Source organism: Leucobacter shiyiweii, from assembly GCF_052446065.1.
In the GTDB taxonomy this organism is placed as follows: domain Bacteria; phylum Actinomycetota; class Actinomycetes; order Actinomycetales; family Microbacteriaceae; genus Leucobacter.
This window is the reverse complement of the sequence record NZ_CM127080.1, coordinates 790,783-804,806: the sequence shown is the minus strand read 5'-3', so window position 1 is coordinate 804,806 and position 14,024 is coordinate 790,783. Positions and strand designations below refer to the sequence as shown.

The window sequence follows — 14,024 nt, the reverse complement described above, 5'->3', positions numbered from 1 at the left end:
CGGGGCATTCGTCCCTGGCCGCAGGATCAGGTCTCGTCGAGAACCCGGCTCAGGTAGCGGGCGACCGCACGCACGGTTGAGATGTTCGATGCGTAGTCCATTCGCATCGAGCCCAAGACCCCAAGGTTCGATCTTGTGTCGCCGTCTATCTCGTAGCTCGAGGCGATTACCGAGGCCCCCTCAAGACCGTACGGCTCATTCTCGCGTCCGATCGAGGCGGCAACGTCACGTCCATCCTGTGCCATCTCACCGAAGAGCCGCAAGAGGGTCACCTGCTCTTCGATCGCTTCAAGCACCGAAGAAAGGTTGCCGGTAAACTCGCCCGGACGCGAAAGATTCGCCGCCCCAGAGATCGTGATCTTCTCGCTTCGATTCGCCTGCAACTGGCTGAGGACTACCTCGAGCACCCGGCGCACGAGTTCCGTCTCGCCAGGCTGCGACCACTCGTCGATGGAGTCGAGGAGTGACTGGGCGCCAAGAACCGCGGACTCGAGGTCTTTTCCTACAATCGCGCCCGCCAGTCGGTCACGCAATCCGTGCACCCACGTCTCGGTGACCTGGGCTGCGGGGAGGCTCGCGACTTGCTGCTCGACCACCCCGGTGCCAAGAATGATGACGCTGAGCACTCGGCTCTCCCCCACCGCAACGAGGTCGATATGGCGCACCTGCGTGCGCCGCAGCGACGGGTACTGCACCACAGCCACCTGATTGGTCAGCTGAGCGAGCAGTCGGACCGTGCGAGCAAGCGCATCGTCGAGGTCGTTGGAATCGCCGAGAAAGCGTTCAATAGCGGTCTTCTGTGCGCCACTCAGTGGGCGGATCTTGGCGAGTGTGTCAACGTAGAGTCGATATCCCTTGTCCGTGGGGATACGACCGGAAGAGGTGTGTGGCGCCGCGATCAGCTCCTCATCCTCCAACAACGCCATGTCGTTTCTGATCGTCGCAGCGGACACCCCAAAGTGGTGTCTCTCGACGATTGTCTTCGAACCCACCGGCTCGTTTGATGCGACATAGTCGCCAACAATTGCGTGGAGCACCGCGAGACTTCTGTCTGAAACCATGCCACCCTCCCGCCTAGCACTCGATAATACAGAGTGCCAAGTCTAGCTGAGCAGCCTGTGCACCACTGTGTCTGCCAGAAGGCGTCCACGAAGAGTCGGGATCACACGGCCCGCAATCGCGGCGCGACCATCGATCAGTCCATCCGCAATCAGGCCCGATACCGAATTCCGCTCGTCGGGGAGCAGCACCTCGATAGGCAGGCCAGTGATGATTCTGGTCTCAAGAAGCACTCGTTCGCTGCGGCGCGCTTCCTCCCCAAGCAACTCGCGGGCATGCGCAGGCGAGATTCCGGCATTGATTCGTTCGGAGTAGGCACTCGGATGCTTCACGTTCCACCACCGGGTGCCGCCAATGTGGCTGTGGGCGCCCGGACCCGCACCCCACCAGTCAGCTCCTCGCCAGTACGCCAGGTTGTGCCGAGACCGGGTCTCTTCACTGCGTGCCCAGTTACTGATCTCGTACCAGGCGAAACCTGCTTCGGCGAGCCTGCGATCGGCGACCTCGTACATCGCCGCGTGCATGTCATCGTCGGGAGCGACGATCTCCCCGCGGCGAATGCGAGCCGCCAGTTTAGTTCCCGTTTCGACGATGAGCGCGTACGCGGAAAGGTGATCGGGCTGGCAGGCAATTGCCGCGTCGAGCGAACGATCCCAATCGGCCAGCGTTTCCCCCGGAGTGCCATAGATCAGGTCGAGGCTCACCTGCAAGCCAGCCTCGCGCGCCCATCTCACCACCTCGGGAACTCGATCCGGGTCGTGAGTGCGGTCGAGCGTCGCCAGCACCTGTGGCACCGCGGACTGCATTCCGATACTCACCCTTGTGAACCCTGCAGCCGCGAGATCCTCGAGATAACGAGCGTCGACAGAGTCTGGGTTGGCTTCGGTTGTAATCTCCGCCGCAGGAGTGAGCGTCCACTCTTCACGAATTGTTTGCAGCATGGCTACTAAATCCCTGGCAGGAAGCAACGTCGGGGTTCCGCCCCCAAAAAAGACCGTCGACACGGGGCGCTCAGGCACGTCTGCGCGACGCAGCACCTCCGCCCCAAATCGAAGTTCTCGAGAGACCTGCCCTGCATAATCCGCGCGACTCGTGCCTCCGAGTTCGCTTGCGGTGTAGGTGTTGAAATCGCAGTATCCGCATCGAACCCGGCAGTAGGGAACGTGAACGTACACCCCGAAGTCACGGTGCTGAGCACCCCTCCGAGCGGTATCGGGCAAAGACCCGTCGCTCGGGGCTGGCTCGCCGTCTGGCAATGCTCCGGGCACGCGCTAAATTCTGCCGGAATCTGCAGCGCCTGAAGCTTCCGAGCTCTCCTCGGTTTCCTCGGCGAGTGACTCTTCAGAGGGCGCTACCTGGCCTTCTTGGAGCGTCGGCGCCGCCCCGGGAGCGAGCGCAGCAAGCTGCTCTTTTGACTGCTTCAGGACGTAGCGCACGGCTGCTCGCCCTTTAAGCCCTAGCAGGCCAGTGGCTGGTGGCCACACGAACCCCCGAACCGTTGCCCAAACCGAATCGTCGTCGCGGTGCTCAACCAGGAATGCTTCTTCACCCACAACGCCCTCGGAATCCGCACTCCCCCACGCGTAGCCCACTCGGCGAGGCTCGTCTACGGTGTAGACCACACGGATCAGTCGGGACGTTTTCTGATCAGGCCACACAAGCCGGGCCGTTGTGCCGGCGGTCAGATAGGGCTCACCTTCAGGACCGAACTGAACCTCGGCCGGAGCGGGGACCTCGGGCACGCCTTCCTCAGTGAACACAACACCGGAGTACTGACCACCATCGCCCAGGTCAATTTCGGTTACTGCGAGACCCACTCCGCGCGGAGCCGCCCACGTCATGAGGCGGCTCGATGCCGCCAGAAAGCGGTCTGCCCCGCTGCCAAGCCGGAGCTCCTCAGCGTAGGCGGTCGACCCCTCCGGTGGAAAACGCAGCAGATCCGGATCGGCGGATGCACCGACCGCAGCGTAGACCACCTCCTGATCCACATGTGTGGAGCGGCGGATCATTTCTTCTCCTTGCCCTCCACGTCGCCCGACAGTGCGGCGATGAACGCTTCCTGCGGTACCTCGACGCGGCCGACCATCTTCATGCGCTTCTTGCCTTCTTTCTGCTTCTCGAGCAGCTTACGCTTCCGGCTGATGTCGCCACCATAGCATTTTGCCAGCACGTCTTTGCGGATGGCCCGGATGCTCTCGCGCGCGATAATTCTCGCGCCGATAGCCGCCTGGATCGGTACCTCGAATTGCTGTCGGGGTATCAGCTTGCGGAGCCGTTCCGTCATCATGGTGCCGTAACTGTAGGCATTGTCGCGATGAACGACCGCGCTGAAGGCGTCAACCTGCTCACCTTGAAGAAGAATGTCGACCTTGACCAGGTCGGCTTCCTGCTCGCCCATCGGTTCATAGTCAAGGCTCGCGTACCCCTGCGTTCGGCTCTTGAGGTGGTCGAAAAAGTCGAACACGATCTCCGCAAGTGGCATCGCATAACGAAGTTCCACACGCTCCCCGAGATACTCCATACCCATCAGGCTGCCGCGACGGCTTTGGCACAGCTCCATGATGGTGCCGACGTAGTCCTTGGGTGCGAGGATCGCAACGCGAACCATGGGCTCGCGAACGCTCGCGATCTTTCCATCGGGGTACTCCGACGGGTTGGTAACCGTGATCACTTTGCCATCTTCGCGGGTGACCTGGTAGATCACGCTGGGCGCGGTTGCGATCAGATCTAGGTCAAACTCCCGGCGAAGTCGTTCTGAAATGATCTCGAGGTGGAGCAGACCCAGAAAACCGCAGCGGAACCCGAAGCCGAGCGCCACGGAGGTCTCGGGCTCGTACTGCAGCGCGGCGTCAGAAAGTTTCAGTTTGTCGAGTGCTTCTCGCAGGACCGGATAATCACTGCCATCGAGAGGGTAGAGCCCCGAGAAAACCATGGGCTTGGGGTCGGTGTAGCCGGGAAGCGCCTCGGTTGCGGGCCGGAGCTTTCCCGTGACCGTATCGCCAACCTTTGACTGCCGCACATCCTTCACGCCGGTGATGAGGTATCCCACTTCGCCCACCGAAAGGCCCTTGGTGGGCGTCGGCTCGGGAGCTGACACACCGACCTCAAGCGCCTCGTGCTCAGCACCGGTCGACATCATCTTGATCTTCTCGCGGGGGGCCAACCGGCCATCAATCACGCGCACGTAGGTGACGACACCGCGGTACGAGTCATAGACCGAGTCAAAGATCATGGCCCGTGCGGGTGCGTCTGCGTCACCGGTCGGGGCGGGAATTCGCGCCACCACACGGTCGAGCAGCTCCGTGACGCCCATACCCGTCTTCCCCGAGACCTTCAGGATGTCATCGGGAGAGCCGCCGATCAGATCCGCGATCTCGCGCGCCACTCTCTCGGGATCGGCTGCCGGAAGATCAATCTTGTTCAGCACAGGGATGATCTCGAGATCATTTTCCAGGGCAAGGTAGAGGTTGGCAAGGGTTTGCGCCTCGATACCCTGAGCCGCGTCGACGAGCAGAATAGCTCCCTCACAGGCGGCGAGCGATCGCGAGACCTCGTAGCTGAAATCTACGTGTCCCGGGGTATCAATCATATTCAGCGCATAGGAGGTCCCGTCAACATCCCACGGCATCCGAACGGCTTGCGATTTGATAGTGATTCCGCGCTCGCGCTCGATATCCATACGATCGAGATACTGCGCGCGCATTTCGCGATCGGGCACGGTGCCCGTGATCTGTAGCATTCGGTCCGCAAGGGTCGACTTGCCGTGATCAATGTGGGCGATGATGCAGAAGTTACGAATCTGCGCCGGATCCGTTGCGGACGGCACGGGTGGGTTCACGCTACGTGGAGACATTGCCTTCTATTCTCGCATGGCATACAAGAAAACCCCGCCGGAGCGGGGTCTTCTCACTGCGCTCGGGTACTGCTAGAGCGCTGCGACCTTGACGGCGAGCTTGGACTTCCGGTTCGCGGCCTGGTTCTCGTGAATTACGCCCTTTGACACGGCCTTGTCAAGCTTCCGTGCAGCGATTGCGAGCTTCTGCTCAGCAACTGCTTTGTCGCCTGCGGTGATCGCATCGCGGGTCTGGCGCACGAGTGTGCGCAATTCGCTCTTGTACGCCCGATTGCGGTCGGTTGCCTTCTGGTTGGTCTTGATGCGCTTGATCTGCGACTTAATATTTGCCACGTTGGGTGATTTCCTTTGTGTAAAGCCTGGTCAATGATGTCTCGAACGGTGAGAGAGGGCACCGCGCGAAGGGTGTGGATTGCTCCACACGCAAGCCAAGGGTTAAGCCTAGCAGATTACCCCGCCTACCGCCGACCGAGGCGGAGCGGAGTGTCCATCCACGGCGCGACGGAGGCTCGACCCTCTTCGCTCAGACGCACCGGCTTGAGGGTCTCGCCGTGCACGATGACTACCGTCGTGACCGCGCGAGCAACTACCGCGCGGTCACCACCGGTCGCGTCGACGAGTTCGTAGTGCACCTCGAGGCTTGATCCGCCGAGCTTCCCGATCCACAGTTCAACGACCAACGGCGTGTCGCTATACTCGAGCACCCGCAGGAAGTCGATCTGTTGGCTCGCGACGAGCATTTTCGGACCCGCAGGATCGTCACCGCGAAAATGGCGTTCCATGCCCGTGCGTTCCCGTGCTGAGCCGAGCCAGAACACTCGCACTCGCGATTCTTCGAGATACCTTGCGAACGCCACGTTGTTGACGTGTCCATACGCATCCTGGTCACCCCAGCGGAGTTCGATATCGACGTGCACGCGCGCCACAGTCAGGCCTTAGTTTCGAGTGAGCTTGCGGTAGGTCACGCGCGAGGGCTTGGCAGCCTCCGGGCCCATCCGCTCGATCTTGTTGGCCTCGTAGGCTTCGAAGTTACCCTCGAACCAGTACCAGTTGCCGGGAGTCTCTTCCGTTCCCTCATAGGAAAGAATGTGCGTCGCGATGCGGTCCAGGAACCAGCGATCGTGCGTGATGACCACAGCGCATCCAGGGAACTCAAGCAGCGCGTTCTCCAATGACTGCAGGGTCTCGACGTCAAGGTCGTTTGTTGGCTCGTCGAGCAGCAGCAGGTTTCCACCCTGCTTCAGCGTGAGGGCGAGGTTCAAGCGGTTTCGTTCGCCACCCGAGAGCACGCCGGCCTTCTTCTGCTGATCCGGACCCTTGAATCCAAACTTCGAGACATAGGCTCTCGACGGGATCTCTGTCTTCCCGACAGTAATGATGTCGAGCCCGTCGCTGACAACCTCCCACAGGGTCTTATCGGGATCGATTCCGCCGCGACTCTGATCCACATAGCTGATCTTGACGGTCTCACCGATCTTAAGATCACCGCCGTCGAGTGGCTCAAGCCCCACAATTGTCTTGAACAGTGTCGTCTTACCGACGCCGTTGGGTCCGATGACGCCAACGATGCCGTTGGGCGGCAAGCTGAAGGAGAGGCCGTCAATGAGCTGACGCCCGTCGAACCCCTTCTGGAGATTCTTTGCCTCGATCACGATGCTGCCCAGACGCGGGCCAGCGGGAATCTGAATCTCTTCGAAGTCGAGCTTCTTCGTGCGTTCAGCCTCTGTTGCCATCTCCTCGTAGCGGGCGAGACGCGCCTTTGACTTCGCCTGGCGCCCCTTCGAGTTCGAGCGCACCCAGTCGAGCTCTTCCTTCAGGCGCTTTGCAAGTTTCTGATCTTTCTTACCCTGCACATCAAGGCGCTCGGCCTTCTTCTCAAGGTAGGTTGAGTAGTTACCCTCGTAGCCGATGAGTCTGCCGCGGTCAACCTCAGCGATCCACTCCGCAACATTGTCAAGAAAGTACCGATCGTGGGTGATCGCGATGACCGCACCCGGATACTTCTGCAGGTGCTGCTCCAGCCACAGCACACTTTCGGCGTCAAGGTGGTTCGTTGGCTCGTCGAGCAGGAGCAGATCTGGTTTCTGCAGGAGCAGACGACACAGCGCTACTCGGCGCTTCTCGCCTCCCGATAGGTTTGCAACCTGCGCATCTGCTGGCGGTGTACGCAGCGCGTCCATCGCCTGTTCGAGCTGATTGTCGAGATCCCAACCGTCGACGGCGTCAATCTCTTCTTGCAGTGTGCCCATTTCTGCGAGGAGCGTATCGAAATCGGCATCTGGCTCGGCCATCATCGCCGATATCTCGTTGAACCGGTCGACCTTCGCCTTAATCGCGATGCCCTCTTCGATGTTCTGGAGCACCGTCTTGGACTCGTCGAGCTCGGGCTCTTGCATGAGAATGCCAACTGTGTAACCAGACGCGAGCGTGGCATCACCGTTCGACGGAGTGTCAAGCCCAGCCATGATCTTCAGGATCGTCGACTTACCGGCACCGTTCGGACCAACCATGCCGATTTTCGCTCCGGGCAGGAATGCCATCGTCACGTCGTCAAGGATGAGCTTCTCGCCCACAGCCTTCCGCGCGCGGACCATCTGATAAATGTATTCAGCCATATACTTTCGGGCGTCGTGCGCCCATCACCTCTTGCTCTTGCTCAGCGGTTGAATCAAGCCGACACAACTCTACCCGGCGAGGGGTATCGTGCGCGCGGGACTGCAAATGAAGAACTTGTGGGACAGTCGCCGAAATCCGGGCAGTCCGGGCCAACTGCATCGGGGAGGCCTACCAGTCGATTGGGCGGGTGTTCCCGATCAGACACAGATTCTGGCCCTCGGTGAGAGCTGGTGCGACCGTTGCAACGGTGCTGCGATCCTCGGTGACGATCTGACCCAGGAGGCACTCCCCCTCGAAAAGCACAGACACCAAAATACTGTCTGCCACGAGATCGGTCTTGCTGCGATCAAAACTCACCTGCATCGTGGCCCTATCGAAGCCGGCCGCGACCAGAGCGTCGACGATCGGTCGCCCTTCAACTACTTCCCCGCCCTCGGAGAATTGTCGGAGAACCTGACGAAAGTATGGAAGGTTCTCGGCTGCACCCGCCCCCGGGAGGAGTTGAGCGGAGGCATCCTCGTTCGCGTCAGTCTCGGTGACCGAGGTGTTCGGCTCCGACAAGGAGGGGGACTCTGGGTTTCCTGACGGTTCAACGAGGAAGCAACCCGATAATCCCAGAACTAGCGCACCCAGCACCAACATCGTGCCAGCGACATGCAGCACGCGTGTGCGAGCGAGAACAACCATGCCCGAAAGTGTATCGAGTAGACATGAAGCTCGGGTGACACCGACCCGAACGTCTGAGCGCTCACAGTCTGGGTAGAGCCCGGGGCTTCCGAAAGTTCTCCACAGTGTTGCACGTGGTCAGCTCTGAAGCGACGACTTGCACGAGGCTGTGATCGAGGGAACCGGGCGAACCCGGCACGGCCAGCCTGGCCCCCTCAGCTTCCTTCTTTCGCTCGGCGGTGATCCCACCGCCGAGCGAAAGAGGCCTCATGCAAGGAGAGAGAGATGTCGAATATCGTAACCGTGGTCGGCACAATTGCGACCGAACCGCGCGCCCTCACCACCCAATCCGGAATCGCGCTGTGCTCGTTCCGCTTAGCGAGTAGCGAGCGACGTTTTGACCGAGAAAAGAACGGCTGGGTTGACGGGGAGACCAATTGGTTCACCGTCACCGCGTTTCGCGGGCTCGCGCTGAACGCGCGCGATTCGTTTCATAAGGGCGACCGCGTGGTCGTCAATGGGCGACTGCGCATTCGAAGCTGGGAGCGCGACGATCGATCGGGCACCTCCGTCGAGATAGAGGCAGATGCCCTCGGGCACGACCTGCGTTGGGGTGTCTCGCAGTTCAGCAAGAAACAGCGTGGAGAGCCCGATGCTTCATCCTCGGAGCCGCAGAGTCGTTGGGCGTCGCCCGTCAACGATCAAACGACGGAGGGACAGCCGCCAGAAGGCGAAGATCATTCCCCATACGTGGAAGATTCGATGGCCGTCGCAGCTGACCCTGACGCCTCGGAACAGCCTGAGACAGGCCTGACCAGTACTGGCGAACGGAGCACAGACGGTTTTGTTCCGCTTGCGGCCTGACTAAGTACGGGAAACCGCCTAGATCAAGTAGTCACTGAATCCAGCTCGCACCTTGTTCACCTTCGGCAGCGCAACGGCCATGCAATACCCCTGGGTCGGATTCTTTGTGAAAAAATCCTGGTGTGCTTCTGGGGCGGGGTACACCTCACCCAGCGGCACAATTTCGGTCACTATTGGCTGCGGCCACCACTCCGACGCTCGAGCCATCGCAGCTTCAAAGGCCTCGCGCTGAGAATCGTCAGCATAGAACATCGCCGATCGATATTGGGTACCCACATCGGCGCCTTGCCGATTCAATTGGGTGGGATCATGCATCGTGAAGAATGCGTCGAGGACCACCGAGGAGGGAAGAATCGTCTCGTCAAAAGTGACCGCCACCGCTTCAGCATGGCCGGTGGTGCCCGTGCACACTTGCTCGTAGCTTGGTGCTGGCGTGTGTCCTCCGGTAAAGCAGGAAAATACATCAGTCACACCGCGGAGCACTCGGTAGGCCGCATCGAGGCACCAGTAGCATCCACCCGCAAGCACGTATGTCGTGGTCATCTCAGTTACTCTCCCTGTTTGGAGCCGCTCGGTTTCCACCAGGCGTCTGCTGGGGTCACCGGCAACCTCCGTTTGTGTTCCGTAGCACGATACTTTCGCTCAAGATTCTCCGTGTCGGGAAGCGGTATCTCATGCCCCTCCAGGTAGGCATCGATCCGTTCATAACTGATGCCGAGGTTGGTTTCATCAGTTTGCCCCGGATGCTCATCGAGCAAGTCTGCCGTCGGAATCTTCTGCCATAACCGCTCGGGGGCATCCAACTCGCGCAGCAACTCGGCCCCCTGCGACTTCGTGAGGCCAGACAGAGGGAGAATGTCGGCGGCGCCATCGCCGAACTTGGTGAAGAAGCCCGTGACGGCCTCGGCCGCGTGATCCGTGCCGATGACCAGCAGTGAACGGTCACCAGCGATGGCGTACTGGGCGACCATGCGCATGCGCGCTTTAACATTCCCCTTGGTGAAGTCGGTGACCGGCTCACCACACGCCTCGGCCACCTCGGCGGCGATCGCGTCCACACCCGCTGCGATGTTCACAGTAACCGCACGGTCGGGTCGAATGAATGACAACGCCACCCTGGCATCGTCCTCATCGTGCTGAACCCCGTAGGGAAGACGCACTGCGATGAACTGAGCCTCGTGGCCGCTCGCCCGCAAACGTTCGACGGCAAGCTGCGCGAGTCTACCCGCGAGGGACGAGTCCTGGCCCCCTGAGATTCCGAGAACAAATCCGCGTACGCCGGGAACCGACCGAGCGTAATCCACGAGAAAGCCCACCCGACGGTCAATCTCCGCGCGCGGGTCGAGCATTGCCTGGACGTTAAGAGCCTTGATAATCTCACGCTGAGTTTCGCTCATGACGCCAGCCTACCCCGGGTTGATTTCTCTCATGTTACGTGGCGGAGAGACATTGCGGTCCGAGCAATCCCTTCAATTCCCCGTAGAGATCTGCGGTGATCTGAACAGAGAAGGGCACCTCAAACACGCGGATAGCTGTCGGGGTAGACAAGCGCAGGCGCACCTCACTGGAACCGGGGTGCCTGATCAGCGTGCCTTTGAGCTCCCGCATGAGTTCTTCGGTTGCTCGCCGTTCAGAGATCGTAAGGGTGAGCGCAGCGGCGTCATCTTGCACGACTGCGTCAATGGTTTTTACCCCATAGGCATGCACCGTCATACCGTCGTCACGCGCATTGACCTTTCCGCGAAGCGCGACTATTGAGTCGGCCTGCAGCAGGCTGCCAAATTCGAGGTACGACTTACCCATGAAAAGGGCCTGAATCTCGCCGCTGAAATCCTCGAGAGTCACCATGCCGTAGACATTCCCCGATTTGGCAGTGCGATGTTGCACGCTCGTGAGGAGCCCGGCAAGCACCACTGTCTCGCCGTCGAAGTTCGCATCTGGGTTTGATACCTGTTCGATCGTCGCAGAGGCCTCTTTCGCGAGCGCCGTCTCGAGCCCGCGCAACGGATGGTCTGAGACGTACAGGCCGAGCATCTCGCGCTCGAACGTGAGCTTGTCTTTCTTCGTCCACTCCGGACGGTCGGGCACGAGGGAGTGGGTGGCACCGCCCTCTCCGTCGGCAGCGTCCGCGAACAGGGTATCGAAGTCAAAGCCGACGTTTCCATGCTCAGCGTCTCGCTTGTCCTTCACTGCCGATTCAACCGCGCTCTCGTGAATCTCAATCAGAGCACGCCTCGTTGAACCAAGCGTGTCAAACGCACCTGCTTTGATCAAAGATTCAATCGTGCGCTTGTTGAGGACCGACATTGGCACGCGTTTCAAGAAGTCGTGAAATGACTCGAAGTCTCCCCCGGTCTCCCGGGCACTGCGGATGCCCTCAACTACATGTCCGCCCACATTGCGAACCGCCCCGAGGCCAAACCGAATGTCCTCTCCCACCGCAGCGAAGTTCGCAAACGATGCGGCAACATCAGGGGGAAGCACCTTGATTCCCATCCGACGGCACTCGTTCAGGTAGATCGCAAGTTTGTCTTTCGAGTCGCCGACGCTTGTAAGGAGAGCGGCCATATACTCGGCGGGATAGTGAGCTTTAAGGTAGGCAGTCCAGTAGCTCACGACACCATATGCAGCCGAGTGCGCCTTGTTAAAGGCATAGTCGGAGAAGGGCAGAAGAATGTCCCACAACGATTTGATTGCGGCGGGTGAGAACCCTCGCTCGCTCATTCCGGCTGAGAAGCCCGCATACTGCTTATCGAGCTCCTCCTTCTTCTTCTTTCCCATCGCTCGACGGAGAATATCGGCCTGGCCGAGCGAGAATCCCGCCACTCGCTGGGCGATGGACATCACCTGTTCCTGGTAAATGATGAGCCCATAGGTGGTATCGAGAATCTCGCGCAGCGGCTCCTCGAGTTCCGGGTGGATCGGGGTGATCGGCTGGAGGCCGTTCTTCCGAAGCGCGTAGTTCGTGTGTGAGTCGGCACCCATCGGACCTGGCCGATACAGTGCCAACACGGCTGAGATGTCTTCGAAGTTGTCCGGCTTCATCAGCCGGAGCAGGCCACGCATGGGGCCTCCGTCGAGCTGAAACACCCCGAGAGTGTCTCCCCGTCCGAGGAGTTCGTACGAGGCCTTATCATCGAGCTCAAGCCGCTCGAGGTCAAGCTCCTCGTTGCGGTTCAGTCGAATGTTCTCGAGCGCGTCAGAAATGATCGTGAGGTTTCTGAGGCCGAGGAAGTCCATCTTGATCAGGCCCAGGCCCTCACACGTGGGATAGTCGAACTGCGTAACTATCTGCCCGTCCTGATCACGTTTCATGATCGGGATGATGTCAATCAGTGGATCGCTCGACATGATGACGCCTGCGGCGTGCACGCCCCACTGTCGCTTGAGCCCTTCAAGGCCTCGCGCCGTCTCGTAGACGGTCTTGGCTTCGGGATCCGTCTCGAGCAGTGCGCGAAACTCGGCGGCTTCTTTGTATCGGGGATGACTCGGATCTGTAATTCCCGATAAGGGGATGTCTTTGGCCATCACCGCCGGTGGCATCGCTTTAGTGAGCTTCTCGCCCATCCCGAAGGGAAATCCCAACACGCGCGACGCGTCCTTGAGAGCCTGTTTCGACTTAATCGTGCCGTAGGTCACAATCTGGGCGACACGTTCATCGCCATATTTTTCGGTCACATATCGGATGACTTCGCCCCGGCGCCGATCATCGAAATCGACATCGAAGTCAGGCATTGAGACACGGTCGGGGTTGAGAAACCGCTCGAATATCAAGCCATGCTGAAGCGGGTCAAGATCGGTAATGCGCATCGCATACGCGGCCATGGATCCCGCGCCAGACCCACGCCCGGGACCGACGCGAATTCCGTTGTCTTTTGACCAGTTGATAAAGTCGGCGACAACCAGAAAGTAGCCGGGGAAACCCATCTGAAGTATGACCGTCGTCTCGTACTCCGCCTGCTTCCTCACGTTGTCAGGGATGCCAGCCGGATACCGGTAGTGGAGACCCCGCTCGACCTCCTTGACGAACCAGCTCTCTTCGGTTTCCCCTGCGGGCACGGGAAATCGCGGCATGTAGTTGGCGGTCGTGTTGAACTCCGAGGAACATCGCTCTGCGATCAGCAACGTGTTGTCGCAGGCCTCCGGCAACTCGCGAAAGAGATGCCGCATCTCGGCGGCAGACTTCAGATAGTATCCGTCTCCGTCGAACCGAAATCTATTCGGATCATCGAGCGTAGATCCCGACTGGACGCACAACAAGGCGGAGTGCGCCTCAGCGTCGCTCTGATGGGTGTAGTGCAAGTCGTTTGTCGCAACCAGCGGGATACTGAGGTCGCGAGCGATCTGAATGAGGTCCTTCTGCACCCGACGTTCGATATCGAGGCCGTGATCCATAATCTCGCAAAAGAAGTTCTCTTTTCCGAACAGGTCTTGGAACTCCGCGGCCGCCGCACGCGCTTCGGCAACCTGTCCCAGACGCAAGCGAGTTTGAATCTCACCGGATGGACAGCCGGTCGTAGCGATGATGCCGCGAGAGTACGTTTGGAGAAGTTCTCGGTCCATCCTGGGTTTGAAGTAGTAGCCCTCGATCGACGCCAGGCTCGAGAGCCGGAACAGGTTGTGCATACCCTCGGTAGTTTGCGAAAGCAGCGTCATATGAGTGTAGGCGCCACCGCCCGAGACGTCGTCTCCGCCTCCAGAACCCCAGCGCACGCGCGTTCGATCTCCGCGAGCTGTGCGGGGAGTGAGATACGCTTCGATGCCAATAATGGGCTTGATGCCGGTATCTCGCGCAGTCTTCCAGAAGTCAAAAGCTCCGAAGGTATTGCCATGGTCGGTTACCGCGATGGCAGGCATACCCTGTTGGTGCGCCGCTTCAATGAGCGGCTTGACACGCGCTGCACCGTCCAGCATCGAGTATTCGCTGTGCACGTGCAGATGCACAAAACCGTCTGCGTCGCCCACG

General features: G+C 60.0%; 12 protein-coding genes. 1 reads left to right on the top strand and 11 read right to left on the bottom strand.

Annotated elements, in window-relative coordinates:
* Positions 1-26: 26 nt before the first annotated feature.
* The 8 genes from hrcA to ACTNFJ_RS03785 form a co-directional block, all read right to left on the bottom strand.
* Positions 27-1,061 carry a heat-inducible transcriptional repressor HrcA gene (hrcA, locus tag ACTNFJ_RS03820; RefSeq protein ID WP_435906953.1) on the bottom strand — a complete coding sequence of 345 codons (1,035 nt, stop codon included), beginning with the start codon at positions 1,059-1,061 and terminating at the stop codon, positions 27-29.
* Positions 1,062-1,103: 42 nt separating this feature from the next.
* Positions 1,104-2,327, bottom strand: coding sequence for a radical SAM family heme chaperone HemW (gene hemW, locus ACTNFJ_RS03815; RefSeq protein ID WP_435906954.1), 1,224 nt, complete (start codon positions 2,325-2,327; stop codon positions 1,104-1,106).
* Positions 2,328-2,330: 3 nt separating this feature from the next.
* Complete coding sequence (locus ACTNFJ_RS03810; RefSeq protein ID WP_435906955.1) at positions 2,331-3,068, bottom strand: DUF1990 domain-containing protein; 738 nt, start codon at positions 3,066-3,068, stop codon at positions 2,331-2,333.
* Positions 3,065-4,912 carry a translation elongation factor 4 gene (gene lepA / locus ACTNFJ_RS03805; RefSeq protein WP_435906956.1) on the bottom strand — a complete coding sequence of 616 codons (1,848 nt, stop codon included), beginning with the start codon at positions 4,910-4,912 and terminating at the stop codon, positions 3,065-3,067. Before lepA ends, ACTNFJ_RS03810 begins: the two co-directional genes overlap by 4 nt.
* A 72-nt stretch (positions 4,913-4,984) precedes the next feature.
* Entirely contained in the window at positions 4,985-5,245 is a 261-nt protein-coding gene (gene rpsT / locus ACTNFJ_RS03800; protein WP_435906957.1) for a 30S ribosomal protein S20, read from the bottom strand.
* A 125-nt stretch (positions 5,246-5,370) separates the two neighbouring features.
* Complete coding sequence (locus ACTNFJ_RS03795) at positions 5,371-5,838, bottom strand: acyl-CoA thioesterase (RefSeq protein ID WP_435906958.1); 468 nt, start codon at positions 5,836-5,838, stop codon at positions 5,371-5,373.
* A 9-nt stretch (positions 5,839-5,847) separates the two neighbouring features.
* Positions 5,848-7,527, bottom strand: coding sequence for an energy-dependent translational throttle protein EttA (ettA, locus tag ACTNFJ_RS03790; protein WP_435906959.1), 1,680 nt, complete (start codon positions 7,525-7,527; stop codon positions 5,848-5,850).
* A 169-nt stretch (positions 7,528-7,696) separates the two neighbouring features.
* Positions 7,697-8,215: a DUF6993 domain-containing protein gene (locus ACTNFJ_RS03785; RefSeq protein WP_435906960.1), complete on the bottom strand. Its 519-nt coding sequence runs from the start codon at positions 8,213-8,215 to the stop codon at positions 7,697-7,699.
* Between the two features lie 264 nt (positions 8,216-8,479).
* On the opposite strand from ACTNFJ_RS03785, the gene ACTNFJ_RS03780 reads away from it, so the two are divergent.
* On the top strand, positions 8,480-9,058 hold the full coding sequence (locus ACTNFJ_RS03780; RefSeq protein WP_435906961.1) for a single-stranded DNA-binding protein: 579 nt from the start codon (positions 8,480-8,482) through the stop codon (positions 9,056-9,058).
* 18 nt (positions 9,059-9,076) lie between these two features.
* Here ACTNFJ_RS03780 and msrA read toward each other — a convergent pair whose 3' ends face one another.
* The 3 genes from msrA to dnaE are packed head-to-tail and all read right to left on the bottom strand — an operon-like array spanning position 9,077 to position 13,972.
* Positions 9,077-9,601, bottom strand: coding sequence for a peptide-methionine (S)-S-oxide reductase MsrA (gene msrA / locus ACTNFJ_RS03775; RefSeq protein WP_435906962.1), 525 nt, complete (start codon positions 9,599-9,601; stop codon positions 9,077-9,079).
* Positions 9,602-9,606: 5 nt separating this feature from the next.
* Positions 9,607-10,455 carry an NAD(+) synthase gene (gene nadE / locus ACTNFJ_RS03770; RefSeq protein ID WP_435906963.1) on the bottom strand — a complete coding sequence of 283 codons (849 nt, stop codon included), beginning with the start codon at positions 10,453-10,455 and terminating at the stop codon, positions 9,607-9,609.
* 34 nt (positions 10,456-10,489) lie between these two features.
* Complete coding sequence (dnaE, locus tag ACTNFJ_RS03765; protein ID WP_435907008.1) at positions 10,490-13,972, bottom strand: DNA polymerase III subunit alpha; 3,483 nt, start codon at positions 13,970-13,972, stop codon at positions 10,490-10,492.
* Positions 13,973-14,024: the final 52 nt, after the last annotated feature.

Bases quoted from the DNA above. Each gene is read 5' to 3' on its own strand.
- hrcA (WP_435906953.1), bottom strand. From the start codon at position 1,061: ATGGTTTCAGACAGAAGTCTCGCGGTGCTCCACGCAATTGTTGGCGAC.
- ACTNFJ_RS03810 (WP_435906955.1), bottom strand. From the start codon at position 3,068: ATGATCCGCCGCTCCACACATGTGGATCAGGAGGTGGTCTACGCTGCG.
- lepA (WP_435906956.1), bottom strand. From the start codon at position 4,912: ATGTCTCCACGTAGCGTGAACCCACCCGTGCCGTCCGCAACGGATCCG.
- ettA (WP_435906959.1), bottom strand. From the start codon at position 7,527: ATGGCTGAATACATTTATCAGATGGTCCGCGCGCGGAAGGCTGTGGGC.
- ACTNFJ_RS03785 (WP_435906960.1), bottom strand. From the start codon at position 8,215: ATGGTTGTTCTCGCTCGCACACGCGTGCTGCATGTCGCTGGCACGATG.
- ACTNFJ_RS03780 (WP_435906961.1), top strand. From the start codon at position 8,480: ATGTCGAATATCGTAACCGTGGTCGGCACAATTGCGACCGAACCGCGC.
- msrA (WP_435906962.1), bottom strand. From the start codon at position 9,601: ATGACCACGACATACGTGCTTGCGGGTGGATGCTACTGGTGCCTCGAT.
- nadE (WP_435906963.1), bottom strand. From the start codon at position 10,455: ATGAGCGAAACTCAGCGTGAGATTATCAAGGCTCTTAACGTCCAGGCA.
- dnaE (WP_435907008.1), bottom strand. From the start codon at position 13,972: ATGCTGGACGGTGCAGCGCGTGTCAAGCCGCTCATTGAAGCGGCGCAC.